This window comes from Spirillospora sp. NPDC000708 (assembly GCF_040299565.1).
Classification (GTDB): domain Bacteria; phylum Actinomycetota; class Actinomycetes; order Streptosporangiales; family Streptosporangiaceae; genus Spirillospora.
Genome location: NZ_JBEPCJ010000102.1, coordinates 1 through 25,633, shown reverse-complemented (window position 1 = coordinate 25,633; position 25,633 = coordinate 1). Strand labels below are relative to the sequence as shown.

The window sequence follows — 25,633 nt, the reverse complement described above, 5'->3', positions numbered from 1 at the left end:
AGCGTGCGTACGAGCGTGGAAATCGGAAGAGCTCGGGGGCGGATGGGCTCGATGCCTCAGGCCGTGCGACAGAGCGAGGCGGCCACGCGGCAGAAGTCGACCGCGCGGCGCTTCGTGAGCATCTGCTCTGTCCAGTAACGCACGGACACGATGTTAAGCCGACAATCCACGCCCTGTCACATCCGTCTCGCCTTCCGAGACAGTGACATGTGTCTTATCCCAGGTCATCGGGGTACGGCTCACAGGTTGATCGGCCGCCTCCGGGTCTTGACAGCACCGTGACGGACCCGCCCGGAGGCCTTCCGGGCACGGCTCCCCGGTCACCGGACCGCGCCCGCCGGGCTCACTCGTCCGGCGCGCTCAGCGGGCTCGGTCACCGGGCTCGGTCACGGGATCGCGACGCCGAGGGCGGCGATCACGTCGGCCTTGCGGGGCGCCCCGGCGGCGCGCCGGACGATCCGCCCCGCCCCGTCCAGGACGAGGACCGTCGGCGTCCGCACCACGTGCAGCCGGCGCACCAGCTCCAGGTGCGCCTCGGCGTCCAGTTCCACGTGCGCGACGCCGTCCACCATCCCGGCGACCTCGCCGAGGACGCGCCGGGTCGTGCGGCAGGGCGCGCAGAACGCGCTGGAGAACTGCACGAGCGTGGCCTTCGCGCCGAGTTCGGCGCCCAGCTCGTCGGGCCGCAGGGTCTCGCCGGCCTGCTCGCCCACCTGCTCGTCCACCTGGCCGTCGCCGTCCTTCCGCCCGTCCCGGGTGGCGCCGCCGGCGCCCGGCACGGCGCGCAGCACGCCGTCACGGCGCCGCCGCACGAGGCCGAACACCGTCGCCGCGAGCAGCACCCCGAGGGCGACCAGAGCTCCTGTCATCACCTTGGGCAACCCGCCCGCGACCGCGTTTCTTCCACACCGCGAGCCTACGTGGGGATCGTGAGCAGCGGCTTCCCGTCCAGCCCGACGATCTCGAACGAGTAGAGCTGGCCGCGCGGGAACATCGTCGAGCCGTGGTAGTCGCCGTAGCCGGTGTCGTAGGGGACGGACCAGCTGCCGATGGCGTCCCGCCGCCCGTCCCTGGCGATCACCATCATCCGGCAGTGCTCCCCCTTCGGCACGCCCGACAGGTACAGCTCGACCTGGGTGCCCCACTCCTTGCGCTGGAGGAAGACGACGCCCTTGATCTTGTTGTCGGGGTTGACGGCGGTGATCCGCTCGCCCCGGCCCGCCGGGGTCACGGTCGGCTCCGGCTCCGGCGGGGCCGACGCGGCTGGCGGGGACGCGCCCGGCGGGGACGCGGTGCGGCCGCCGTCGCCGGACGGCAGCACGAACCCGCCGAACAGCGCGCCCGCGACCAGCAGCAGGCACGCGGCGGCGGCGAGCGGGGCCCATCGGGTGACGCGGCCCCGCCCGCCGGCCGGCCGCCCCAGCGGTCCGAGCCGTCCCCTCCGCCGTTCGGCCGCGCGGGCCAGCAGCCCGTCCAGGAACTCCGGGTCCGGCGCCGCCGCGCGGCCCGGCCCGGCCACCTGCTCCAGCTGCGCCTCCTCGACCCGGCCGAGCAGCGCCGGCAGACCGGCCAGCCCGGCCAGCTCGTCCCGGCACGCCGGGCAGCCCTCCAGGTGCGCGTCGACCCGCCCCCGCTCGGCCGGGTCGATCGCGCCGACCACGTACACGCCGAGCGCGGTGCGCACGTCCGCGCATTCGTTCATGGCGCCAACCCCCGCTCCTCCAATGCGAGTTTGAGCGCCCGCAGCGCGTAATAGGTGCGGGACTTCACGGTGCCGGCCGGGATGCCGAGCGCCTGGGCGGCCTCGGCGACCGACCGGCCGCGGTAGTAGGTCTCCACGAGCACGGCCCGGTGCGACGGGGTCAGCTCGGCGAGCGCCTCGGCGACCGTCCAGGACTCCAGCGCCCGGTCGATGTCGTCCGAGCCCGGCAGGGTCGCCATCACCTGCTCGTCGATGCCCGTCTCCGGGGGCCGCGCCCGTTTCGCCCGGTGCGCGTCCACCACGAGGTTCCGCGCGACGGTGAACAGCCAGGGGCGGACCGGACGGCCCGCAAGCGCGTCCGGATGCCGCCATGCGCGCAGCAGCGTCTCCTGCACGACGTCCTCCGCCTGGAGCCGGTCCCCGCCGGTCAGCCGCAGGACGTAGCCCAGGAGGGGACCGCCGTGCTCGCTGTACAGGGCGCGCAGCAAACCCTCATCCGCGGTGGGACCCACATCCCTGTCACGGATGCGGGCGCGTCCCGGTTCACGGGAGCCGCGGCTATTTCTGCTGCTGCTGAAGATCGTTCAGGTTGACGTCGTGGGCGGTCGCCGTGACCTTCAGGCCGCCGGCGGTCGGCTCGATGCCGCTGATCCGCGCCCCGATGGGCAGGTCCCTGACCGGGACGACCCAGGTCAGCTGCTGCCGGACGAGCGTCAGCGGCATCTGCGCGGCGCCCTCGCCCACCGACTCCGGCGTGATCGCGATGCCCTTGGAGGTCGGCTTCACCGACACGACCGCGGTGCCGTTCACCTGGAACCCGAGGACGCTGCCGGTCAGGTCCACCGAGAGGTCGTTCCCCTTGGGGCCGATGCTCTTGACCTCCTTCGGGGCCTCCTTCTTGATCACGTCGTAGGGGATGATCGCGGAGGCGGCGGCGGTGTCGGCCGTCATGTTCGTGGTGTCGCCGTTGATCACGTCGGACAGCGGCGCGTTGAGGCCCCGCATGTCCACCGTCACGTCGGAGACGGTGACGCCCTGCTCCGTCCAGTCGCCGATGTCGACGGTGATGTGGTCGTACTCGCCGCCGACCACCTGTGTCAGGAACGGGATGCCGTGGATCGTGACATCGGGCTGCCGCGGCAGGTTGTACTGCGCCGCGACCTGCTGCCCGATCCGGTTCTGCGCGATCCGGACCCCGACCCGGTCGGCGACGACCAGGCCCACGGCGACCACGATCAGCAACCCCAGCAGTGCTTTGCGCATCTCTCTCCCTCGAGCGGCGGCATGCGCGATCGCCACACCTTATTGCCCGGAACGCCCCGGTCGAGTCGCACTGCGGGATGAGTTCGCCCGGCGCCCGGATCACTCCGTGAGATCGGTTCCGGCACCGGAGCCGCGGGATCAGCCGCCCGCGAAGGGCGGCAGCACCTCCACCACGCCGCCCTCCGGCAGCTCCACCGACCCGTGCGGACGGCCGCCCACCGGGTCCCCGTCGATCAGGAACGAGCTGCGGCCGACGACCCGCGCGAAGTCCGCGCCGCGCCCGTCGCGCGCCAGCGCGGCCTCGATCGCCTCCGCCAGCGTCCCGGCGTCGTAAGGCTCCTCGTGCGTCCCCGCCGCCGCCTTGGCCGCGGCCCAGTACCGCATCGTCCCTCTGGCCACGCTCCCACGATCTCATGGCTTACCGGTATGCGGCCATTGCCTCTGTCCGGGGCTCGGATATGCTCAGGACGAGGGATCCGGGCGACGAGGCCATGGAGTTCATCCGCATGACCCTTCATGGTCACCTCGTCTTCGAGCCGCCGACCGTGGCCGGGCTTGAGGATGAGCCGCCTGGGTCCTACGTCTTTTTAGGGGACGAGGAGGCGGGCCCTTGAGCAGCTTGCTCTTGTTGACCAACGCGCTGGAGCCGTCCGACGAGGTCCTGCCCGCGCTCGGGCTGCTGCTGCACTCGGTGCGGGTCGCGCCGGCCGAGGCGTCCGCGCTGATCGACGCGCCGCCCGCCGACGTCGTCCTGGTGGACGCGCGGCGCGAGCTGGTGCAGGCCAAGAGCCTGTGCCGGCTGCTGCGCACCACCGGACTGGACTGCCCGCTGCTCGGCATCGTGACCGAGGGCGGTCTCGCCGCGCTCAGCTCCGAGTGGGGGCTGGACGACATGCTGCTGCAGACCGCCGGGCCCGCCGAGGTCGAGGCGCGGCTGCGGCTCGCGGTCGGCCGGGCGGCGGCGGTCGCCGACGCCGAGGAGGTGCCCGGCGAGATCCGCAGCGGCGAGCTGACCATCGACGAGGCGACCTACACGGCGCGGCTGCGCGGCCGGATCCTGGACCTCACGTTCAAGGAGTTCGAGCTGCTCAAGTACCTCGCGCAGCACCCGGGCCGGGTCTTCACCCGCGCCCAGCTGCTGCAGGAGGTGTGGGGCTACGACTACTTCGGGGGCACCCGGACCGTGGACGTCCACGTCCGGCGGCTGCGCGCCAAGCTCGGTGCCGAGTACGAGTCGCTGATCGGCACCGTCCGCAACGTCGGCTACCGCTTCGTCCCCGATCATCGTCCCGGCGACGCCGAAGAGAGAACCCCCGCCAAAGCGTGAGCCCTGGCGGGGGTTCTTCGTTCAGCGCCCGCTGACGGCGGTTCGCGCGGATCGGACCTCGACCGCCGGCCGCGGGCAGCCGAGTGCGGCGCGCCTGCCCGTGACGGGGGTCAGGGGGTCGCCCCCCTGGACACGACCGCGCCGGTGTCGGGATCGAGGATGACCTGCTCGGCCTTGGGGCGCCGGAAGTCGAACATGCCCTCGATGCCGCCCGCGCGGGCGTCGAAGGAGGCGTCGCCGATCCGGCCGGTGCCCCAGTTGTCCTCGATGAAGCGCAGCACCGACGCCTGCTCCACCGGGCGGTGGTCGACGTGGTTGACCTTGGCGTACGGGGAGACGACCAGCATCGGCAGGCGCTGGCTCGGGCCGCAGCGGTCCTGGTAGCCGCCCATGGCCTTGACACTCGTGCACAGGGGCTGGTCGGTCGCGGCGTCGGTCGAGCCGTTGGTGATGCGCGGTGCGGCGTGGTCGTACCAGCCGTCGGAGTCGTCGTAGGCGAGGACGACGGCGGTGGACTTCCACTCCGGCGACCGCTGCAGCTTGTTGATCGTGCTGGTGACGAACCTCTGCTCGTCGATCGGGTCGGAGTAGCCGGCGTGGCCGTCCTGGTACGAGGGCGCCTTGAGGAAGCTGACGGCCGGCAGGTTGTGGGCGCCGAGCGCGGCGTCGAAGTCCGTCAGGTCGTACTGGTGGTTGGCCTGGTCGGTGCGGCCGATGGCCTGGACGGACGACGGCGGCAGGTGCTTCTCGTTCGCCGTGGACTTGTAGTACTGGAACGGCTCGTGGTGCGGGCTGTAGTCGACGACCTGGTTGTGGCCGATGTTGGCGTGGGCGGCGCCGCAGACGGCGTAGCCGTTCGCCTTGCCGGTGGGCCGGAACCCGCCCTGGAACCAGCCCCAGGTGACCTTCCTGGCGTTGAGCAGGTCGCCGATGTTCTTGCCGGTCATGACGGCGAGGGCGTTGGCCGAGGTGTGGTTGTTGCCGGAGCAGTCGTCGAACGCCGGGTCCGGGTCGTTGATCATGGTGCCGACGCCGTCCGCGTCCGGGGACTGGACGGTGTAGGCGTCGGTGACCTTCTCGTGGGTCTTCGGGTCGACCGCGTAGACGCCGTGGGTCTGCCCGGAGATCAGGTTGATCGCGCCGGGGGTGGACGGCCCGAACGTCCCGTCCCACGAGTTGTCGCTCATGGCGTAGTGCTGGGCGTAGTTCCACATGCCGGTGACGGTGTTGCCGTCGTAGTAGTCCATGACGAGGCCCGGCTCACCGAACAGGATGGGCTGCCCGGTGCACTTGTCCTTGCCGGTGAACTCGACGAACTTGTCCATCTTGCCGCCGTTGACGGCCTTCTGCTCGGCGGCGTAGCCGTGGTCCTGGTCGCAGGTGAGGGCCTGGGACGGGGTCAGCCGCTTCGGGTCGTACTGGTTCGGGTTGTCCTTCAGGAGCTTCTCGGTGAGGCCGTTGACCTTCGGGGTGTGCTTGGCGGGGTGGAACGGCGTCCCGTCGGTGTTGGCGGCGTGCGGGTAGGTGCCGAAGTAGTGGTCGAAGGAGATGTTCTCCCCGTAGATCACCACGACGTGCTCGATCGGTGTCCGCGGGGGCGCGCCCGGCCCGTGGCCGGTGGCGCCGTCCCGCGCCGCGACCCCGGTGGGCGCGCCGGACGTTCCGCAGGCGGCGGCGAGGCCGGCCAGCCCCGCCGTGACGGCGGCTGCGGCGATCAGCGCGGGCCGGCGGCGGGCGCCCCGGCGGTGTCCGGTTCCGGCCGGTTCTCTCGGACCTGGTGTCTCCCGCATGTCCTGTCTCCTCCTCTGGTGCGAGGGGCCCGCAGGCGCGCCGCGCGCCTACCCGAGCAACCCCCGGCCGAGATGATCTACCCGATTCCGGGCGCCGGGAAGAACGAAGAAGTAACCGCCGCCGAACGGTGATATGTAGTCGGTGAGGGGTTCGCCGGCTAGGCGCTCCTGGACGGCCTCGAACTGGCGGTGCGGATCCTGCTGGAAACAGCCGAAGACGAGGCCCATGTCGAGGTTGCCGGCGCCGTCGACGCCCCGGTCGTAGTTGCAGGACCGGCGCAGGATGCGGCTGGCCTCGGTGTCCGGGACGCGCGGGTTGGCGCGGCGGATGTGGCTGGTCAGCGGGATGACCTTGCCGACGGGGTCGGCGGCGTAGCGGGGCGCGTCGGTCTCGTGGACGCCGTCGAGGGGCGCGCCGGTGTCGCGGCTGCGGCCGAACATCTGCTCCTGCTCGGGCAGCCCGACCCGGTCCCAGAACTCGACCAGCATCCGGATCAGCCGGATGACCTGGTACGTCCCGCCGGACGTCCAGGGCGGCTCGTCGGCGGCCGCCCACACGAGCCGGTTCATGGCGGCGGCGTCGGTGACGTCGGGGTTGGCGATGCCGTCCTTGAAGCCCATCAGGTTGCGGGGCGCGCCGGACGGCCGGGGCCGGCTGGAGAACCCGCTGATCCGCCAGCGGATCTGCATGCCGCCGCGGGTGTGGCGGCAGATGTCGCGGAGCGCGTGCAGGACGGTGTCGTCGTCGGCGGCGCCGAGGGTGAGGGCGAGGTCGCCGTGGCACCAGGCGGGGTCGAGGTCGTCGTCGGGGAACGTCCGCATCCGGGTGAGCCGCTTCGGGCGCCGGGACGCGAGCCCGAACCGGTCGTCGAACAGGGACGCGCCGACGCCGGCGGTGACGGTGAGGCCGCCGCCGGGGGCGTCCGGGCCGAGGATGCCGGAGTCGGGCGGCGGTGCGCTGATGCCCGGCTCCGCCGGGACGCCGCCGCCGGTCAGGACGCGCGCCCGGTCGGTCAGCGCGCGCATCAGGTCGGTGAGCTCGGCCCTGCTCTCGGCGATCACGTCGAACGCGGCGACGATGGAGCGGGCCTGCGGCTCCTCGATGATCCCGGCCTGGTGGACGCCGTGGAACGGCGGCGCCGCCGGGGACGAGCTCTTCGGGTCCTTCGCGTGAGCCGGGTCCTTCGCGTCCGCCGGGGCCTTCGCGGCGGCGGCGCTTCCGGTCGTGACCGCTCCCGCGACGCCCGCGGCGAGCGCGCCGCGCAGGAACGAGCGGCGGCCGGGCCCGCTCCCGGTGTCCTCCGGACCGGCGTTCATGACGTCCTCCGGACGGCGGCGACGGTCGCGACGGACGCGAGCCGCTCGACGAGGTCGCCGACGGCGCCGTTGACGCGCTCGCGGTCGGTGGTGCTCAGCTCGTCCAGCGGCGTCCATCTCCCGTGCCGGTGCTGCGCCTCCAGCAGCCTGGACACGCGGTCGAGGCCGGCGTCGATGCCGCCGAGGTCCATCCGGGGCTTCAGCACGGGGCGCAGCGGGTCGAGGACCGCGCGGGTCCCTTCGAGGTTCGCCGAGGCGGTCGCGAGGGCCGTCCCGCTGCCCTGGTCGCCCTTGCCGGTCAGCTCGAACCGCACCGTGCTCTCGAGGATCTCGTGCGCCCGCAGCCCGAGGTCGGACGGGTCGATCTGCTCGCGCGGGAAGTCGGCGGCCAGCGCCCGGACGTCGGCGGCGAGCCGGTCCGCCGGTCTCCGCAGCGACGCCGCGGACTCCCCGTGCCACAGCCCGTGCTCGATGCGCCGGAAGCCGGTGAAGCCCGGGTCGCGGACGCCGTCCGGCAGTCCCGCCGGGCGTCCGTCGATCTTGTCGGCGTAGTCGCCGAACGTGCCGTACGCGGCGCCGAGCCGCTCGTAGGCCAGGTGCGCGGGCAGCCACTTCTCGCGCGCCGCGTCCAGGTCGCCCGAGCGGACGGCGTCGCGCAGCTCGTCCACCCGGTCGCGCAGGACGCCGAGCCCCTTCGTCACGTACGCGCGGTAGGACCGCAGCGCGGGGAACAGGTCGTTCTGCGTGACGGGACGCACCGCCGGGCCGCCCGCGGAGCCGGTCACGGTCACCTTCGGCCCGGTGACCGGGTGGCCGCCGTCCGGGAAGCACCAGAACGCGTAGGTCCCGCCGCCGACCGTCACCCGCAGCGCCCGCGTCGTCCCCGGCCCGACCCCTTCCAGCTCGGCGTAGATCGCCCCGCTGGACGGGTCGATGAGGTCGACCTCCGTCGCGGCGCTGTCGGCGTTGTGCACCATCAGCGTCTGCGTGCCCGCGCGCGGATCGTTCCAGCCCCGGCCGCAGTGCGCGCGGTCGGCCTGCACCACCGGCGCGGCCCGGTGGCCGCCTCCACCGCCGCAGCCCGCGAGACCGGCCGCCGCCACGGCCGTGAGCAGCGGGAACGCGGGCGTCCTTAACAGGTGCGCCCGCGGGCGCGCGCGGTCTCGGTCCACCGCGGCAGGTTAGCCGAAGCGGCCGGTGATGTAATCCTCCGTGCCCTTCTGCTCGGGGTTCGTGAAGATCTTGCTGGTGTCGTCGATCTCGATGAGCTTCCCGGGCTTGCCGGTGCCGGCGATGTTGAAGAACGCCGTCCGGTCGCTGACGCGGGCGGCCTGCTGCATGTTGTGCGTGACGATGACGATCGTGTACTGGCTCTTCAGCTTGCCGATCAGGTCCTCGATCGCGAGCGTGGAGATCGGGTCGAGCGCCGAGCACGGCTCGTCCATCAGCAGCACCTGCGGCTGGACGGCGATCGCGCGGGCGATGCACAGCCGCTGCTGCTGGCCGCCGGACAGGCCCGCGCCGGGCTTGCCGAGCCGGTCCTTGACCTCGTTCCAGAGGTTCGCGCCGCGCAGCGACTCCTCGACGACCTCGTCGAGGCGGCGCTTGCCGCGCACTCCGTTCAGCTTCAGCCCGGCCGCGACGTTGTCGTAGATCGACATGGTCGGGAACGGGTTGGGCCGCTGGAACACCATGCCGACGACGCGGCGGACCGCGACCGGGTCGACCGACGAGGCGTACAGGTCCTCGTCGTCCAGCATCACCTTGCCCTCGACGCGCGCCCCCGGGATCACCTCGTGCATCCGGTTCAGGGTGCGCAGGAACGTGGACTTGCCGCAGCCCGACGGGCCGATGAACGCCGTCACCGAGCGCGGCTCGATCGTCATCGAGATGTCCTCGATGGCGTGGGTGCCGCCGTAGTAGGCGTGCAGCCCGGAGACTTCGATCCGCTTGGCCATTGTGGGGTTCTCTCCTATCGGGCTATCGGGACGACGGCTTGCGCAGCCACGCGACGAGGCGGGCCGCCAGGTTGAGCAGCATGATGAGCAGGATCAGCACCAGCGCGCCCGCCCAGGCGCGGTCCACCGCGTTGGTGTTGGGGTCGGTGGACTGGTCCCAGATGAAGGTGGGCAGCGAGCCCTGCGCGCCGCTGAACGGGTCGGTGTTGATCGCCTTCGTGATGAAGATCGTCAGCAGCAGCGGGGCGGTCTCGCCCATCACGCGCGCGACGGCGAGCATGACGCCGGACACGATCCCGGGCAGCGCCGTCGGCAGCACCACGAACATGATCGTGCGCCAGCGCGGCACACCGAGCGCGTACGCGGCCTCCTTCAGGTCGCCGGGGACGAGCTTGAGCATCTCCTCGGTGGCGCGGACGACGGTCGGCAGCATCAGGATCGTCAGCGACAGCGCGCCCGCGAAGCCGGAGAAGTCCATGCCGAGCGCGAGCAGCCAGAACGCCAGGACGAACAGGCCCGACACGATCGACGGGATGCCGGTCATGACGTCGACGAAGAAGCTGATGGTGCGGCCGAGACGCCCGTTGCGGGCGTACTCCACCAGGTAGATCGCCGTGAGCACGCCCAGCGGGACGGAGATCAGCGCGGTCAGCCCGACCTGCTCCAGCGTGCCGATGATCGCGTGGTAGGCGCCGCCGCCGGCGTCCTTGCTGGCCAGGCCGTTCATGGAGTGGGTGAGGAACACGCCGTCGAACCGCTTGGCGCCGTTGGAGATCACCGTCCACAGCACCGACACCAGCGGGATGACCGCCAGCAGGAACGCCGCGTAGACGAACACCCGCGCGGCGCGGTCCTTGGCCTTGCGGCCCGCCGAGACCGAGGCCAGCGTCGAGGTCGGCTTGGTTCCGGAGAGGGAGGTCACGAGAACTCCTTGCGGCGGGCCACGACCGCGCGGGCGCCCACGTTGACGATCAGGGTGATGACGAACAGGACGAGACCGGACGCGATGAGCGCGCTGCGCCCCGCCGGCCCGGACATCGCGAAGGTGTTCGCGATGTTCGCCGCGAACGTGTTGCCGCCGTCCTTGAGGATGTGCCAGTCGATCCCGGACGTGGTGGACAGCACCATCGCGACCGCGATCGTCTCGCCGAGGGCGCGGCCGAGGCCGAGCATCGCCGCCGACACCATCCCGGACCGGCCGAACGGCAGCACCGACATCCGGATCATCTCCCAGCGGGTCGCGCCGAGCGCCAGCGCCGCCTCCACGTGCGCGTGCGGGACCTGCACGAACACCTCGCGGGTGATCGCGGAGATGATCGGCAGGATCATGATGGCGAGCACGATGGACGCGGTGAGGATCGTCCGGCCGCCGGTCTCGTTCCCGCCGAACAGCGGGATCCAGCCGAAGTAGGTGTTGAGGAACTCCGACACCCCGGTCATCTTCGTGACCAGGAAGTTCAGCCCCCACAGGCCGTAGACGATGCTCGGCACCGCGGCGAGCAGGTCGACCAGGTAGGCCATCGCGCCGGCGAGCCGGCGGGGCGCGTAGTAGGTGATGAACAGCGCGATGCCGACCGCCACGGGCACCGAGATGACCAGCGCGAGGACCGAGGTCATCAGCGTGCCGAAGACGAGCTGGGCGATGCCGAACTTCGCGGGGGTCCCGTCGGGGTTCCACTCCTGCGAGGTGATGAAGTTCGCCTTGTCGTCCTGGAGCGCCGGGATCGCCTTCCACACCAGGAAGACGGCGATCGCCGCCATGATCGCCAGGATCACCAGGCCGGAGCCGCGGCTCAGCCCGGCGAAGATCCGGTCCCCGGCGCGGCCGGTGCTCATCGAGAGCGCGGGCCGGGGACGCTCCGCCGCCTTGGCCAGGGCGGCGGGTGTGTCGCTCGTCACGGTGTCTCCCTCCTCGCGGCCCGCGTCCGGGCCGCTGAGACGTGCGGCGGCCCCGCCGCCGGGATCGCCGGCGGCGGGGCTGTGGCTGGTGCCGGAGTCCTCGCCGATCAGGACAGGCCCTTGACCGTCTCGCGCACCTTGGTGGCGATGTTGTCGGGCAGCGGGGCGTAGCCCTGGGCGGTCAGCGACTGCTGCCCCTCGGGGCTGGAGATGTAGGTCAGGAAGGACTTGACGAACTTCGCCTGCTCGGCGGGCAGGCCCTTCTCACAGGCGATCTCGTAGGTCACGAGGACCAGCGGGTAGGCGCCCGCGACCTTGGTGCCGTAGTCCAGCTTCAGGGCGAGGTCGTTGCCGGTCCCGACGATCTGCGCGCCCTGGACGGCCTTGGAGGCGCTCTCCGGGCTGATCTCGGTGTACTCGCCGGCGCCGTTCTGCAGCTTCGCCGTCTGCAGGCTGTTGTTGCTGGCGAACGACAGCTCGACGTAGGAGATCGAGCCCTCGGTCTGCTTCAGCGCGGTGGAGATGCCGTCGGAGCCCTTCAGGCCCTGGCCGCCGGGGGCGACCCACTTCTTGCCGGGCTCGAACGACCACACGTCGGGCGCGGTGGCCTTCAGGTACTTGGTGAAGTTGTCGCTGGTGCCGGAGTCGTCCGAGCGGTGCAGCGTCTTGATCTCGGAGGACGGCAGCTTGGCGCCGCTGTTCTCCTTGGCGATCGCCGCGTCGTTCCACTTGGTGATCTTGCCGGCGAAGATGCCCGCGAGCGTCTTCGGCGACAGCTGGAGGCCGTCGACCCCGTTGAGCTTGTAGACGACCGCGATCGGGCCGGGCACCATCGGCAGGTCGATCGCCTTGCCGGTCTTGCAGCGCGCGTCGGCGGGGCCGTGCTCCTCGGGCTTGAGCGCCGAGTCGGAACCGGCGAAGGCGACCTGGCCGGAGGTGAACGCCTGGACGCCCGCGCCCGAGCCGCTCGGGTTGTAGTTGATGTTGGCGCCCGAGCACTTGCTGGTGTAGACCTTCGTCCACTCCTCGATCGCGTTCTTCTGCGCGCTCGACCCGGCCGCGTTGATCGCGCCCTTCGCGCAGTCGATGTTTGCGGCCGCTGGGCTGTTCGCACCCGTGGTGTTGCCGCCGTTGTTGTCGTCACTGCCGCAGGCGGACAGGGCCAGCGCCCCAGCGACGACCACACCGCCGAGGGCGGCGAGCCGAGAACCGTTCTTCACCGGGAGGTCTCCTCTTGGATTCGTCGGGCGGGTCCCCCGACCGCCGCACTGGCACGGTTTGACCAGGTGGTGGGGTCGCCGTCGGATGCGACGGTAGGCAGGCGAGGTGACCGGACACCCCGATCCAGGTGAACGGAGAATGAACGAGGCCAGGCCCTATTACGAAGAATGTCCCGATTTGGCGTGGCCGCCGGGTTAACAGCGCAGCTCAGACATGCCAAAAGCCCGTGCGGAGAAGGTCATCCGGGATTGCCGGAACGGACACCGGGAACCGGCGCGATCCGGCCACGGAGACGGATCCGGACCGCCGCCGGAGGTTCCGGCGGGGGCGCGGCACCGCCTCCCGTCACCGCGGATCGGCGGGCTCGTCCAGGCGGCGCTTGTAGTAGGCCCACGGCGAGTCGAAGTCGGACGGGACGATGAGCTCCCACCCCTGCTCCTCCAGCGCGCGACGGCGGCGGCGCGACGGCCACCACAGGCGCCGGTGCTCCCACTTGTCCGGCGACGCCTCGACCAGATGGAAGAGGTAGCCGTAGTCGACGGCGTGCCAGCCTCGGCGGCCCTCCTTCTCCAGCGCCTCCATCTCGTTGAAGGCGTGCAGCGGCCGCAGCACCCTGCGGGTGGGGCCGCCGTCCGGGACGGCCCCCTTGGCCGCCGCCACGGAGGCGCCGAACCGCTGCTGGGCGGCCTGGCGGCTGATGCCGAGCAGCCCGCCGAGGGCCTCCCAGCTGTGCCCGGCGGCGCGCGCGCCGGTGATCGACTGGCGCAGCAGCCTGCTGGTCTCCTCCGCCGCGACGGCCGACGCGGCGACCATCAGCAGGGAGGCGTCCGGGTCGCTGTCGAGGCCCTTGCGTCCCTGCTCGCTCGCCGACAGGACGGCCTCGGCGACGGCCTCGCGGATCGCGTCCGCCTGCTCATCGGCAAGGAACGCGCTCACCGGCCGTCCTCGTCGCGGGCCGGCAGCGGCTCCAGCTCGTCGAGGCGGACGGCGTCCGCGACGGACCCGCCCGGGCGGACCGCGCCCGCCGCCGCCACCACGCCGACGACGAAGACCGCGAACGACACGGCGACGAACGCCGCCCACAGCGCCACGCTGTCGTACATGGCCTGGAGGACCAGGAGGATCGCCACGACCGGCAGGCCGGCGACGCCGATCAGGGCACGGGCAGGAGGGGTCATGATGTCAAGGATTCCTTGACATCCCCGCCGTGTCAACGATTCCTTGACATCACTCCGGAGCGCCGTACATCACGTCGACCGCGAACCGGGTGAACCCCAGCGACTCGTAGAGCCGGACGGCCGCCGTGTTCGACTCGTCCACGTAGAGCATGAACTGCGCGACCCCGGTGTCGCGCAGATGGTGCAGCCCGGCGAGCGTGAGGGTCCGGCCCAGGCCGAGGCCCTGCGCGTCCGGGTCGACGCCCACCACGTACACCTCGCCGATGCCGCCGGGATGCACCTTCGTCCAGTGGAACCCGGCGAGCTCCCCGCCGCGCTCGGCCAGGAAGAAGCCGGACGGGTCGAACCAGTCCTCCGCCTCGCGCTCGCGGACGTCCTCGATCGTCCAGGCGCCCTGCTCGGGATGGTCGGCGAACGCGCGGCCGTTCACCCGCAGCCACGCCTCCTCGTCGCGTCCCGGCTCGAACGTGCGCAGCCGGACGCCCTCGGCGACCGCCGGCTCGGGCAGCGGCCCCTCGGCGGGACGGCGCATCTGGAACAGCGCGCGCACACGGGCCATCCCTTCGGACTCGGCGAGCCCTGCGGCGGCCGGGAGATCGCCGTGGGCCCACACCCGCAGCGGCCCGCCGGCCTTCTCGCGCAGCGCCCGCAGCAGCGCGCGCCCATGCCCGCGCCGCCGGTGGTCGGGATGCACGACCAGCTCGCCTGCGGCGGGCTCGTCCTCCGTCGCCGCATCGAGATGCGCGTAGCCCGCGACCGCGCCGCCGTCGCGGACCACCAGTCCCCCGCGCCCGGCGCGCAGCGCGAGCAGCGCGTGCTCCGACAGCGGCGCCACGCCGTCGGCTCCGGCGGCCGCCTCGACCAGCGCCCCCACCCGCTCCGCCTCGTCCGCCCGCAGCTCGTCCATGATCACACCCTAACCGCCCGCCGCCCTGGTCAAGTTGTCACATAACCGTCATCACTCCGCCGATCGCCGGATGCCCGGCGTCTCTAGCGTCCAGCCCATGATCCGACGACGCACCCTCCTTGCCGCCGCCACCGCGGGGCTGGTGGCGGCGGGACTGACCGCGCAACCCGCGTCCGCGCACCCCGAGCCCCCGGCGTCCGTGCGCCTGCTCGCGCTGAACGACTTCCACGGCAACCTGGAGCCCCCGACAGGCAGCAGCGGCACCGCCATCGACGAGAACGGGAACTCCGTCCCCGCCGGCGGCGCCGCCTACGTCGCCGCGCACCTGAAGCAGCTGCGCAACCGCGACACGCTCACGGTCGCGCAGGGCGACCTGATCGGCGCGTCCCCGCTCATCTCGGCGGCGTTCCACGACGAGCCGTCCGTCCAGTTCATGAACGACATCGGGCTCACCGCGTCGGCCGTCGGGAACCACGAGTTCGACGAGGGCTACCAGGAGCTGCTGCGCATCCAGAACGGCGGCTGCCATCCCGTCGACGGCTGCTCCCCGGCGGGCGAGTGGGAGGGCGCGAAGTTCGACTACCTGGCGGCGAACGTGCTGCTGGAGAAGGAGAACAAGCCGCTCCTCGACCCCTGGACGATCCGCCGGATCAACGGCGTCAAGGTCGGCTTCATCGGCGTCGTCACCAAGACGACGCCGACCATCGTCACCGCCGACGGCGTCAAGGGCCTGCGGTTCGACGACGAGGTCGACGCCGCGAACAAGGCCGCCAAGGAGCTGAAGGAGCGCGGCGTCCACGCGATGGTGCTCCTCGTCCACGAAGGCGACAACGTCACCGCCGGCGAGAAGCCCGACGACTGCGGCGTGGTCCCCGGCGCGGGCACCCGGATCGCCCAGCAGGCCGACCCGGACATCGACGTCGTCCTCTCCGGCCACACCCACCAGCAGTACGTCTGCACGGTGAAGGGCCCGGACGGCCGGCCGCGGCTCTACTCGTCCGGCTCCTCGTTCGGCCGGATCATCACCCAGGTCGACTTCAAGGTCGACCGGCGCACCGACGACATCGTCCGCTCGTCGATGACGGCCGACAACCACGTCGTCACCCGCGACGTCCCGCCGGACCCGGCGACGCAGCGGTTCGTGCAGACCTGGAAGGACCGGGTCAGCGTGATCGCCGACAAGCCCATCGGCAAGATCACCGCCGATCTCACCCGCGCCCCGTCCGCCGCCGGCGAGACCACGCTCGGCGACGTCATCGCCGACTCCCAGCTCGCCGCGATGAAGGACAAGGGCGCCCAGGTCGCGCTGATGAACCCCGGCGGCGTCCGGACCGACCTCACCTACAAGGCGAGCGGCTCCGAGGGCGACGGCGTCGTCACCTACGGCGAGGCGTTCGCCGTCCAGCCGTTCAGCAACGTGCTCGGCGTGACGTCGCTGACCGGCGCGCAGCTCGACGCCCTGCTGGAGCAGCAGTGGACGTCCGCGGGCGAGAAGATCCTCCAGCCGTCCGCGAACCTGCACTTCACCATCGACCGCTCCAGGCCGGTCGGCGACCGCGTCTCGAACATCACGGTCGACGGCGCCGCCGTGGACCCGGCCGCCACCTACAAGGTCGCCGCGAACAACTTCCTGCTCGGCGGCGGCGACGGCTTCACCACGTTCACCCAGGGCAAGGACCAGGTCCTAGGCCCGATCGACCTGGACGGCTTCGTCGCCTACCTGACCGCCCAGGGCACCATCGCACCCCCCACACTGGACCGCATCACCGGCCAGTAAGACCGGCTGAACACCTCTCCCTACGACCCGGCTGAACACCGGCCCGGAAGGCCGGACCCCAGCCACGGCCACGGGCAGGCCCGCGGAGCGAGTGCAGCGAGCGCAGCGGGCCTGCCCGACGACTGACAGGCTGTTTCGCCGCGGAGCGCTAGCGGAGCGGCGAAACAGCCTGTCAGTCGTAACGGGGGGTTCCAGGGGGGTCGTCCCCCTGGGAAATCACGCCCAGAAGTGCACCGCCCAGTAGACGACGGCGGCGACGATCGCGGCGGCGGGGAGGGTGAGGACCCAGGCCATGACGATGTTGCCGGCCATCCCCCAGCGGACGGCGGACAGCCGTTTCGTGGCTCCCGCCCCCATGATCGCCGAGGTGATCGTGTGCGTGGTGGAGATTGGAGCGTGCCAGAAGTAGGCGGTGACGTACAGGACGATCGAAGCGGTCGCTTCCGCGGCGAAGCCCTTCGGCGGGTCCACCTCGATCACCTTGCGGCCCAGCGTCCGCATGATCCGCCAGCCGCCCGCGTAGGTGCCGAGCGACAGCGCGCCCGCGCACGCCACGATCACCCACAGCGGCACCGAGTTCCCGCTCGCGTGCCCGGTGGTGACCAGCGCGAGCACGATGACGCCCATCGTCTTCTGCGCGTCCTGCAGGCCGTGGCCGAGGGCGAGCGAGGCCGCCGACAGCGTCTGCGCGATGCGGAACCGGCGCACCACCCGGCTGGGCTGCGCCCGCCGGAAGATCCACAGGATCGCGACCATCACCAGGTAGGCCAGGACGAACCCGACGACCGGCGACACCACCATCGGCACGACGACCTTGTCGACCACGCTGTGCCAGTTCACGTACGACGACGAGGCGAGCCCGGCCCCGACGACGCCGCCGATCAGCGCGTGCGAGGACGAGGACGGCAGCCCGAAGTACCAGGTGATCAGGTTCCAGGTGATCGCGCCGAGCACGCCGGCGGCGATGACGGTGAGGCCGTGCAGGCCGGTCGGCGGGGTGATGACCTCGCTGATGGTCTTGGCGACCTCGACGCCGAGCAGCGCGCCCAGCATGTTCATCACCGCGGCCATGCCGAGCGCCACCCGGGGCGTCAGCGCCCGCGTGGACACCGCCGTCGCGATCGCGTTCGCGGCATCGTGGAAGCCGTTGGTGTAGTCGAACACCAGCGACACCACGACGACCAGGACGAGCACGGCCATCTGCGCGTCGGACCGCAGCCCGAGCGCGCCCGCCACCATCACCAGGAGGATCCCGGCGAGCAGCAGCAGCCACGCCCGTCCGGAGACGCGCCGGGTCGCCTGCTCGCCGATCGACCCGTCGGTGTCCGCCGACGGCTCCCGGACGATGGTCGAGCCCGGCTCCGGGTCCGCGCTCATGATTCCTTGACCGCGATGGTCTCGACCGTGTTCGCGACGTGCTCGAACGCGTCCGCGGCCTCTTCGAGGCGGTCGATGACCTGCTTGAGCTTCAGCACGGTCAGGGTGTCGTACTCGCCGCTGAACAGCTGCGCCAGCAGCTTGCGGTACACCTGGTCGCCCTGGTTCTCGAGCCGGTTGATCTCGATCCAGTACTCGTTGAGCTCCTTCATGGAGCGCAGCCGGGGCATGGCCTCCGCGGTCAGCTCGGCGGCCCGCTCCAGCACCTCCACCATGTGCACGATCCCCTTGGGGAACTCGTCGATCTTGTAGAGGACGACGAGGTCGGCTGCCTCCTCCATCTCGTCCATCACGTCGTCGATCGTCGAGGCCAGCCGGTAGATGTCCTCGCGGTCGAACGGGGTGATGAACGTTTCGTTCAGCCGTCGCATGATCGCGTGAGTGCATTCGTCGCCCGCGTGCTCGCAGGCGCGCATCTTCTCCGCGATCGCTGCCCGGTCGGCGCCGTCGCTGATGAGCTCCACGAGCAGCCTGGCGCCGGTGACCAGGTTGTTCGCCGAGTCGGCGAACATGTCGTAGAAGCTGTCCTCACGCGGCGTGAGACGCAAGCGCACGTCGTTCTCCTGTGGTGCCGGAACAGTCCGCAGAGGATCGTAGGCGCTACCGGCCGTAAAAAGAACCTTTGCCCCAGCTTCGGCCGGTGTCACCCATCCTCTCACCTACAAGATTGCCCTAGATCACCAGGTACATACCCCTGCGGTTGCCCCAATCGGGCCCGCTGCGCATAGGCTCGGGGCCGGACCAACGGCCGCACGGAGAGTGACGACGCGCGTGAGTGAGATTCGTTACAGCGTCCCGGCGATCAGCTGCGGGCACTGCGTGACCGCGATCAGCGGGGAGGTCGGGCGGGTGCCCGGCGTGAGCGAGGTGGCGGTGGACGTGGACGCCAAGCTCGTCACCGTCCGTGGCGACGGCCTGGACGACGCGGCGCTGCGCGCGGCGATCGACGAGGCCGGGTACGACGTCGCGGGCTGACCTGGGCGGCCGGTTCCGGACCTGCACTTTCGGCGAATACGGTCAGCCCGTCTCAGCCGCCGTCCGCGGGCCGTCGCGGCGGCCTCCGGAGCACGGGCCGGCCCCGGTGCGCGGAACCGCCCTGGAAACGCGGACCGGGGACGTCCGGCGCGGACGTCCCCGGGCGGATCGGGCCTCGGCTACTCCTGCGGCGTCAGCTCGCGACGACCGGCCTCGCCGGAACGCACCCCGAGCACCATGTCGATTTCCGCGATGGTGAGCGGCCGCTCCGCCGCCGCCACCGCGCTGAGCATCTCGGCATAGAGTTCGATCTCGTCCAACGCAACGCGGTCGTGGACGCGCAGATCGAGGTTCTGCTGGCGCACCGCGTCCACCTCCGTTCGTTCCCCACACCCGAGTTCGAGGCTACGCGTCCCGCCCCGACGGGCACATGACCCAAGAGGGCCATTCGAGGGCCACCCACATCCGTGGTCTTCCCGGGTCAGGTGAGCATGATGCGCCCGATCACCCGGGAGGGGTCCCGAGAGGAGCCCGTCAAGGGCTCCTGTCGGACGCCGTCAGCCGCCCCGGTGGAAGTCGCCGAGCATCTGCTCCAGCGCCGACTCCGGCAGGTCGCGAGCGGTGAGCCGGGCCACCGTCGCCGCGTTGACGTCGGCGCCCGCGAGGCGCGCCGCCTGCCGCGCGACCGTCTGCTCGAACAGCGCCCGGACGGTCCTGGCGTAGGCGAACGACGGGTCCTGCCGCAACCGCTCGAAGCGGGTGAGCAGCTCGACGCGCAGCTCCTCGTCCAGCATGTACAGGTCCCGCTCGGCGTACTTCTGGAACAGCCGGACCATCTCGCGGTCGCTGATCCCATGGAACTCCACGATCCGCGCGAACTCGGCGCGGAACGCGGGATTGCCCGCGAGGAACCCCTCCATCTCCGCCGCCGGGCTGGAGCAGACCACCATGAACCGGCCGCCGCGCTCGCGCATGCCGCGCAGCAGCTCGTTCACCACCGCCGGGCTGCGGTCCAGCAGGTACGCCTCCTGGATCAGCAGCACGCCGCCGAGGGCCTGCTCGATCATGCCGGCGACCCGGCTCTCGGTGTCCGGCTGGTCGCGCCCCGCCAGATGCACCGGGCGGCACGCCACCACGTGCCCCGACTCCAGCAGCCCGAGCGCGGCGTAGATCCCGCCGACGAGCCCCGCCACCGTCGTCTTGCCCGTCCCCGGCGGCCCGACGAACACCAGGTGGTGGGCGTCGCGGTCCGCCACGCCGTACCGGACCCGGTCCGCCGTCTGCTCGGCCTCGTCCGCCAGCTCCCGGACGACCGCCTTGACGTCGTCCAGCCCGGTGAGCCCGTCCAGCCGGCGCAGGTAGCCGTCGATGTCGCCGGGCGGCCGCAGCGCCGGCTCGATGCCCTCCGCGACGCCGTGCAGGTCGTCCGGCGTCAGGACGAGCCGGTCGTGCGACGCGCCGGCCCGCGCCATGTTCCGCTGGCTCGCCTGGTCCAGGTACGCCTCGACGAGCCGCGCGTTCACCAGGTCGCCGGGGCCGCGGAGCCGTTCGAGGTCCTCCTTCGCGACCTCCAGCGCCGACGCCCCGATCGTGACGCGCCGCTCGTCCGCCAGCAGGTGCAGCAGCGTCATCCGGTCGTCGAGCCCGCTGAAGTCGGGCAGCCGGTACACCCGGAACGCCTGCACCAGCTTCGGATGCTCCCTCAGCAGCCGCTTGTACGCGCGCGGCTCGCACGTCGCGATCAGCGGCGTCGTGTTCACCGGGTCGCGCCGCGCCCGCCGCACCGCGCCGGTGACCGCGACCGGGTCCTGCGCGGCGCCGATCGCCACGTCCAGCCGCTCGAAGAGGATCGCCGGGCCCGGCTGCCGCAGGATCCGCTCCATGGCGTCCACCGGCGCGTCGCGGACGTCGTCGGCGTCGTGCGCGCGGATCGCGCCGTCGCCGAGGCCCGCGTCCGCCAGCGTCAGCGCGATCAGCCGCGCCAGCCTGCGCTGCCCGGTGTGCGGGCCACCGACCAGCAGCACCCCGGGCACGCCGGCCGGCGCCGAGCCCGGCCGGCCGTCGACCCGGGTCACCTCGGCGTCCTCCCCGGCCGCCGCGTTCCACTCCTCGACCTGCGTGCGCAGCTCGTCCAGCAGCTCGCCCGCGTCGTGCTCGCCGGACACGAACCCGATCCCGAACCGTTCGAGCGTCCGGCGGCGGCCGAGGTCCTGCGGCGGCGGGATCTCGTGGACGGGCCGCTCGGGCGACGGCGTGTCGTCGAGGAAGTCGAAGTCGCCGACCATGGTCTCGGACATGACCCGCGTCCCGGGGCCGGGCGGCGGCCCCTGCGCGGGGCCGTCCTCCAGGTCCTCCGGGCCGAGGATGCGCGTGCCGGGCGGCTGCGCGTTCCGCGGGGGCGCGTTCTGCGGAAGCGGCGGCACCGGGGGGCCCTGCTTGGACGCCGCGCCGTCCTCGAACCGCGTCGCGTACGCGCCGGCGGCCGGCTGCGACGGCGCGCCTGCGTCCTCGGCGCGCGTCGCGTACGGGTCGAACGCGGCCGGCTGCTCCCCAGGCTGGGCTCCCTGCGGCCCCGAAGCCGCCGGAGGGCCTTGCGGATTCTGCACGGCCGGAGGCCCCTGCGGGCTCTGCGCGGCCGGAGGCCCCTGCGGGCTCTGCGCGGCCGGAGGCACGCCGGCGCCGGGAGGCAGGCCCGGAGCGGGAGGCCCGGCACCGGCCGGCTGGTAGCCGAGCTGCGTGTACGGCGGCACGATCGGCTCGTCGTGCTTCTCCTCGTCCGGTGAGAAACCGCCGAGCGGCTGCTCCGCCGGCCCCTGCCCCCGGTCGGGCGACGTGCCCTCCTGGTCCGCGAAGGGCGGCTGCCCGGCCCCCGGATACGGCGCCCCGCCCGCGGGCGGCTGCGCCTGACCGGCGTCGAAGCCCGGATGGCCGGGCCGTCCCGGGTCGGGCGGCCCGAGCGGCGGCGTGCCCGGCATCCCGAAGGCGGCTTGCCCCTGATCGCTCAGTACGGGCTTGGGCGCGGCCTGCTGGAAACCGAGTTCGGTGTACGGCGGCGCCACGCTCCCGCCGGCGTCCTCCTCGGCGGGCGAGAACCCGCCCATCGCCGGGTCCGGCGAAGCGAACCCGGCCGCCGGCTGCGGCAGCCCCGCCGGGCCGGGCGCGTTCTCCCACCCCGGCTGGGCCGGCGGCTGGACGAACGGCTGCGCGGGCCCCTGCGGCTCCGCCGGCTTCGGCGGCGCCCCCGGCGCCACGCCCGGCTGGCTCTGCATGCCGAACGGCGGCGACGGCGACACGCTCGGCGACGGGCTCGGCGGCGGCGTCTGCGTCGGCGCGGCGGCCGTGGCGCGCGCCCGGCCGCGCCCGATGATCCCCGCGATGATCGCGGTCGGCACCGGGAAGCCGCGTGGCCGCGCCGGCATCCCGCCAAGCCGGCACCACGCGAGGTCCAGCTCGTACATCGCGGCGAGCAGCGTCTCGGCGCCCTCGCCGGAGCCCGCCGCCCGCAGCGGTTCCGGCAGCCGCAGGTCGGCCGGCCACAGCCGGCGCAGCGGGTGCCCCTTCTGCTCCGCCACCGCCTGCACCGTGTAGCGGATCTCCGGGTCCAGCCACGGGACGATCGAGCCCGCCACGTCCTTGCGGACGACGTCCAGGTCGGCGGCCAGCAGCGCGGCGGCGACCATCCGCGGCTCGGTGTACGCCGGGTCGGCCGGGTCGCCCGGCAGGTCGCCGATGGCCTCGCTCAGCGTGTAGAACGCGTGCCGGAAGTTGTCGCCCGGCGAGCTCTCGTTCCGCAGCGCGGGCACGAGGTGCGGCGGGCACCGGGTCAGCCACTGCTGGACGATCGCCTGGTCCCCGTACGGGAGCGCCCCGTAGTCGACCGTCGGGTTGCTCAGCGTCGTCCCGAGGATCGCCAGCAGCGCGTCCGCCCGGGTCTGGAACCGCACGTCGTCGCGCAGCGCGCTCGCGACCGCCCACATCGTCCGCAGGACGACGACCGCCGCGTCCACGCGGCTGGCGCGCAGCCGCTCGGAGTACAGCCCGACCAGCGTCTCCAGCGCGGGCGGGGTCATCCAGCGCGGGCCGTCCACGTCCGGCAGCGGCTTGGCCCGGTACGGCTTCCACAGGTCCAGCATCTGCGCGTCCAGCCGGGCGTCGAACACCGGCGCGGTCGCGCACCACATCATCACGCCCCACGCGACCGCCACCGTGGACGGCGTCTCCTGCGTGAACTGCGACCACCAGTGCGGGTACTCCGGCGCGGGCAGCGCCGCCGCGGACTCCACGGTCGCGCGGACCCGCGCCGTCAGCTCGCCGGCGAAGCCGTGGCCGACGAACGGCAGCGACGCGGGCGGGTCGTAGGAGAAGTCGGGCCCGGCCGGGATCACGTGCGGCGGCAGCTGCGGGACCTGCATCCCGCCCTGCTGCGCGGGCCGCGCCGCCATCCGCACGGCGGGCGTCCGAGGCGGCGGGCACAGGTACCACTGGCCGTCCGACGGGTGCAGCCGGTACCACCGGGCCCACGCGCCGAACAGCCACCACGTCCCGTCCGGCAGGACGAGCATGCGGCCGGCGATGGCGTGATGGCGCTGCTGAGGAGGCGCCGACGGCCACCATTGGGCGGCCACCATCGCCCTCGTGTCGCGCTCGGCCTCCGCGAACGGATCCTGCCCCATCCGGGGGTTGGGCGGCGGAGCACTGCCATAGCCCGGTCCCCACACCACGTGGGTCATGGTAGTCAGACGGAACGCCCCAGATTTCCCCCCGAGCCGCCCGCCGCGAATACCCGCAGGTCAGCGCCTACCGTCCCGCGCAAACCCGTCGATCTGCCCGTCCGCCGGGGCAGCCGGCGGGGGCGTCAGCGCCAGGTGGCGCGGCCGTGGCGCTCGGCCTTCTGCATGTAGACGTCGGGCGTGTGCTGGAGGACGAGGCGGTCGCCGTCGTTCAGCTCCCGGACGATCTTGCCGGGCGTGCCCGCCACCAGGACGCCCGAGGGGATCTGCTTGCCGGGCGGCACCAGCGCGCCGGCGGCGATGAGCGTGCCCGCCCCGATCCGGGCGCCGTTCAGCACGATGGCGCCGATGCCGATCAGCGAGCCGGTCTCGACGTGCGCGCCGTGCACCATGGCCTTGTGCCCGAGGCTGACCCGGTCCTCCAGGACGGCGGGCATCCCCGGGTCGGCGTGCAGGCAGCTGAGGTCCTGGATGTTGCACTCGTCGCCGACGACGATCTCCTCGTCGTCGCCGCGCAGCACCGAGCCGTACCAGACGCTGGACGCCCGGCCGAGCGTCACGCGTCCGACGACCACCGCTCCGGGCGCCACCCACGCCTCGGCGTGGATCTTCGGCTCGTCCTCGCCCAGCGACCCCACATAGCTCATGCGCCCGATGCTAGGCCGTGCCCGGATCCGGCCGGGGGCCGGGGAGGCGGGGTCGGGCACGGGGTCGACGGGATGTCGGATTCGGTGGATGTCGCGCGACACGGCGGCGCAGGTGAGGGCGTTTTTTCGCGAAATTGGGTAGTTTGTCGCCTCCAGCCAGATGAAGAAACGGCAGCGAGAAGGGCGTTCCGGTTGCGCGAGCGGGGCGGATCGCACGAGAGTCGATGCTGACGTTTCTGCTGTGGGCCCGCTGACCGGCGGGTGAGGATTCGCAAACCGACCCTGACGGGGTGATACCCCCGCCAACGACCCCCCAAGGCATCATGAGCAACGAAGCCGAAATCCTGCCGAACCTCCTTCAAGACGAGTCCTTCGAGATCGTCATGCGCGGCTACAACCGCCGCCAGGTCGACGACTACATCGCCCGCGCCCAGCAAAAGCACCGCGAGCTGGAGGCCCGGCTCGCGCGCGCCCAGGACGACGCCGAGCGCGTCCGCCGGGAGATGGCCGAGGTGCGCGAGGCCCGCAAGCCCACCGGCGACGACCTGAGCGACCGGCTGCGCCAGATCATCAACCTCGCCGAGGACGAGGCGCAGGACAAGGTCGCCGAGGCCGAGGCCAAGGGCGCCGAGATCCGCAAGGACGCCGAGCAGGAGTCCAAGCGCATCATCGACGAGGCCCGCGCGCACGCCGACAAGAACCTCTCCCAGGCCCAGGAGAAGGCCGACCACATGCTGGCCGCCGCCAAGAAGGAGTCCGACAGCGTGCTGTCGGCCGCCAAGCAGGAGGCGGAGCAGACGGTGACGAGCGCGCGGCTGGAGGCCGAGCGCACGCTCACCGCGTCCGAGCGCCGCGCCAGCGTGATCAACGAGGGCGCCACCCAGCGGCTCACCTCGCTGACCAAGAACCACACGCAGGCGCTGCAGCGGCTCACCGAGATCAGCGAGACCCTGCACCGGCTGCTGACCGCCGAGAACGAGGCGGGCCCGCTGGAGAAGATGGTCGAGGACGCCGTCCGGCAGACGCCGCCGCGCAAGCAGCCGGCCGCCGCCCCCGCCCAGCCGGTCCCCGCGCAGCCCGCCCCCGCCGCCGCGGCCGGCCCCAAGCCGCCCGCGCCGTCCACCGCGACCGGGCCGAAGCCGATCGTGGCCAAGCCGGTCGCCGCTCCGGCGCCGTCGATGAAGAAGCCGGAGCCGGACGGCCCGGCCACCGGCACGGGCACGGGGCCGCAGGTCCCGCCGCCCGCGAAGGCGCCGCGTCCGATCGAGGACACCGACGGCGGCCCGTCCGGCGGCCACGCCCCGATCGTCCCCCCGGCCCCGCGCGGGCCCGCCGACCCGAGCTGATCCCCAGCCCCGGCGGAAACGTCACCCGCTCCCCGAACGGTGGGGGCCGGGCCCCGCCCGGGGGCCCCCGGGCGGTGCGGCGGCGGGGGCGGGGGGGCGCCCCCCGCCCCCCCCCCGGGGGCGGGGCGGCGGCCCGCCCGGCCCCCGGCCCCGCACCGC

At 72.7% G+C, this 25,633-nt stretch carries 25 protein-coding genes; 4 read left to right on the top strand and 21 right to left on the bottom strand.

Going from position 1 to position 25,633, the window contains the following annotated elements; genetic code table 11:
* Positions 1-56: 56 nt before the first annotated feature.
* The 6 genes from ABT299_RS44195 to ABT299_RS44170 form a co-directional block, all read right to left on the bottom strand.
* On the bottom strand, positions 57-122 hold the full coding sequence (locus tag ABT299_RS44195; RefSeq protein WP_360761443.1) for a putative leader peptide: 66 nt from the start codon (positions 120-122) through the stop codon (positions 57-59).
* Between the two features lie 264 nt (positions 123-386).
* Positions 387-869 (bottom strand): thioredoxin family protein, encoded by a 483-nt coding sequence (locus tag ABT299_RS44190; RefSeq protein ID WP_500254438.1) that lies wholly within the window; start codon positions 867-869, stop codon positions 387-389.
* A gap of 47 nt (positions 870-916) precedes the next feature.
* A complete protein-coding gene (locus ABT299_RS44185) occupies positions 917-1,702 on the bottom strand; it encodes a zf-HC2 domain-containing protein (protein ID WP_500254437.1) in 786 nt (261 codons plus the stop codon).
* Positions 1,699-2,229, bottom strand: coding sequence for a sigma-70 family RNA polymerase sigma factor (locus tag ABT299_RS44180; protein ID WP_387031801.1), 531 nt, complete (start codon positions 2,227-2,229; stop codon positions 1,699-1,701). The genes ABT299_RS44185 and ABT299_RS44180 overlap by 4 nt, the downstream gene beginning before the upstream one ends.
* Positions 2,230-2,260: 31 nt before the next feature.
* Positions 2,261-2,965 carry an LmeA family phospholipid-binding protein gene (locus tag ABT299_RS44175; RefSeq protein ID WP_190856794.1) on the bottom strand — a complete coding sequence of 235 codons (705 nt, stop codon included), beginning with the start codon at positions 2,963-2,965 and terminating at the stop codon, positions 2,261-2,263.
* A 138-nt stretch (positions 2,966-3,103) separates the two neighbouring features.
* A complete protein-coding gene (locus ABT299_RS44170; RefSeq protein WP_190856795.1) occupies positions 3,104-3,364 on the bottom strand; it encodes a MoaD/ThiS family protein in 261 nt (86 codons plus the stop codon).
* Positions 3,365-3,575: 211 nt separating this feature from the next.
* Between ABT299_RS44170 and ABT299_RS44165 the strand changes: the two genes are divergently transcribed.
* Positions 3,576-4,292 (top strand): winged helix-turn-helix transcriptional regulator, encoded by a 717-nt coding sequence (locus ABT299_RS44165; RefSeq protein WP_190856796.1) that lies wholly within the window; start codon positions 3,576-3,578, stop codon positions 4,290-4,292.
* 110 nt (positions 4,293-4,402) lie between these two features.
* On the opposite strand, the gene ABT299_RS44160 is transcribed toward ABT299_RS44165, so the two are convergent.
* The 10 genes from ABT299_RS44160 to mshD all read right to left on the bottom strand — a co-directional run bounded on the left by ABT299_RS44160 (position 4,403) and on the right by mshD (position 14,562).
* Positions 4,403-6,082, bottom strand: coding sequence for a phospholipase C (locus ABT299_RS44160; protein WP_500254436.1), 1,680 nt, complete (start codon positions 6,080-6,082; stop codon positions 4,403-4,405).
* Between the two features lie 48 nt (positions 6,083-6,130).
* Positions 6,131-7,399, bottom strand: a complete 1,269-nt coding sequence (gene efeB / locus ABT299_RS44155) for an iron uptake transporter deferrochelatase/peroxidase subunit (RefSeq protein WP_500254435.1) — start codon at positions 7,397-7,399, stop codon at positions 6,131-6,133.
* Positions 7,396-8,571: an EfeM/EfeO family lipoprotein gene (locus ABT299_RS44150; protein ID WP_500254434.1), complete on the bottom strand. Its 1,176-nt coding sequence runs from the start codon at positions 8,569-8,571 to the stop codon at positions 7,396-7,398. The genes efeB and ABT299_RS44150 overlap by 4 nt, the downstream gene beginning before the upstream one ends.
* 9 nt (positions 8,572-8,580) lie before the next feature.
* The gene (pstB, locus tag ABT299_RS44145) at positions 8,581-9,357 is read right to left on the bottom strand and encodes a phosphate ABC transporter ATP-binding protein PstB (protein ID WP_190856799.1); all 777 of its coding nucleotides are present in this window, start codon (positions 9,355-9,357) and stop codon (positions 8,581-8,583) included.
* Positions 9,358-9,379: 22 nt separating this feature from the next.
* Complete coding sequence (gene pstA, locus ABT299_RS44140) at positions 9,380-10,279, bottom strand: phosphate ABC transporter permease PstA (RefSeq protein ID WP_190856800.1); 900 nt, start codon at positions 10,277-10,279, stop codon at positions 9,380-9,382.
* Complete coding sequence (gene pstC / locus ABT299_RS44135; protein ID WP_190856905.1) at positions 10,276-11,193, bottom strand: phosphate ABC transporter permease subunit PstC; 918 nt, start codon at positions 11,191-11,193, stop codon at positions 10,276-10,278. The genes pstA and pstC overlap by 4 nt, the downstream gene beginning before the upstream one ends.
* Positions 11,194-11,363: 170 nt before the next feature.
* On the bottom strand, positions 11,364-12,476 hold the full coding sequence (gene pstS / locus ABT299_RS44130; protein WP_190856801.1) for a phosphate ABC transporter substrate-binding protein PstS: 1,113 nt from the start codon (positions 12,474-12,476) through the stop codon (positions 11,364-11,366).
* A gap of 346 nt (positions 12,477-12,822) precedes the next feature.
* Complete coding sequence (locus ABT299_RS44125; protein ID WP_190856802.1) at positions 12,823-13,413, bottom strand: hypothetical protein; 591 nt, start codon at positions 13,411-13,413, stop codon at positions 12,823-12,825.
* Complete coding sequence (locus ABT299_RS44120) at positions 13,410-13,655, bottom strand: hypothetical protein (protein ID WP_500254433.1); 246 nt, start codon at positions 13,653-13,655, stop codon at positions 13,410-13,412. The genes ABT299_RS44125 and ABT299_RS44120 overlap by 4 nt, the downstream gene beginning before the upstream one ends.
* A gap of 49 nt (positions 13,656-13,704) precedes the next feature.
* The gene (gene mshD / locus ABT299_RS44115) at positions 13,705-14,562 is read right to left on the bottom strand and encodes a mycothiol synthase (protein ID WP_500254432.1); all 858 of its coding nucleotides are present in this window, start codon (positions 14,560-14,562) and stop codon (positions 13,705-13,707) included.
* A gap of 97 nt (positions 14,563-14,659) precedes the next feature.
* On the opposite strand from mshD, the gene ABT299_RS44110 reads away from it, so the two are divergent.
* A complete protein-coding gene (locus ABT299_RS44110; protein ID WP_500254431.1) occupies positions 14,660-16,339 on the top strand; it encodes a bifunctional metallophosphatase/5'-nucleotidase in 1,680 nt (559 codons plus the stop codon).
* 216 nt (positions 16,340-16,555) lie between these two features.
* Here ABT299_RS44110 and ABT299_RS44105 read toward each other — a convergent pair whose 3' ends face one another.
* Both ABT299_RS44105 and ABT299_RS44100 read right to left on the bottom strand, forming a co-directional pair.
* A complete protein-coding gene (locus ABT299_RS44105) occupies positions 16,556-17,716 on the bottom strand; it encodes an inorganic phosphate transporter (RefSeq protein WP_463043088.1) in 1,161 nt (386 codons plus the stop codon).
* Complete coding sequence (locus tag ABT299_RS44100; RefSeq protein ID WP_190856805.1) at positions 17,713-18,330, bottom strand: DUF47 family protein; 618 nt, start codon at positions 18,328-18,330, stop codon at positions 17,713-17,715. The genes ABT299_RS44105 and ABT299_RS44100 overlap by 4 nt, the downstream gene beginning before the upstream one ends.
* Positions 18,331-18,547: 217 nt before the next feature.
* Between ABT299_RS44100 and ABT299_RS44095 the strand changes: the two genes are divergently transcribed.
* A complete protein-coding gene (locus ABT299_RS44095; RefSeq protein ID WP_190856806.1) occupies positions 18,548-18,751 on the top strand; it encodes a cation transporter in 204 nt (67 codons plus the stop codon).
* A 179-nt stretch (positions 18,752-18,930) separates the two neighbouring features.
* Here the strand turns inward: ABT299_RS44095 and ABT299_RS44090 are convergent, their stop codons facing one another.
* The 3 genes from ABT299_RS44090 to ABT299_RS44080 all read right to left on the bottom strand — a co-directional run bounded on the left by ABT299_RS44090 (position 18,931) and on the right by ABT299_RS44080 (position 24,128).
* Positions 18,931-19,125, bottom strand: coding sequence for a hypothetical protein (locus ABT299_RS44090; RefSeq protein WP_194736913.1), 195 nt, complete (start codon positions 19,123-19,125; stop codon positions 18,931-18,933).
* 183 nt (positions 19,126-19,308) lie between these two features.
* On the bottom strand, positions 19,309-23,472 hold the full coding sequence (locus ABT299_RS44085) for an AAA family ATPase (RefSeq protein WP_500254430.1): 4,164 nt from the start codon (positions 23,470-23,472) through the stop codon (positions 19,309-19,311).
* A gap of 134 nt (positions 23,473-23,606) precedes the next feature.
* Positions 23,607-24,128 carry a gamma carbonic anhydrase family protein gene (locus ABT299_RS44080; protein ID WP_387031663.1) on the bottom strand — a complete coding sequence of 174 codons (522 nt, stop codon included), beginning with the start codon at positions 24,126-24,128 and terminating at the stop codon, positions 23,607-23,609.
* A 323-nt stretch (positions 24,129-24,451) separates the two neighbouring features.
* Between ABT299_RS44080 and ABT299_RS44075 the strand changes: the two genes are divergently transcribed.
* Entirely contained in the window at positions 24,452-25,474 is a 1,023-nt protein-coding gene (locus ABT299_RS44075) for a DivIVA domain-containing protein (RefSeq protein ID WP_190856809.1), read from the top strand.
* Positions 25,475-25,633 lie beyond the last annotated feature (159 nt).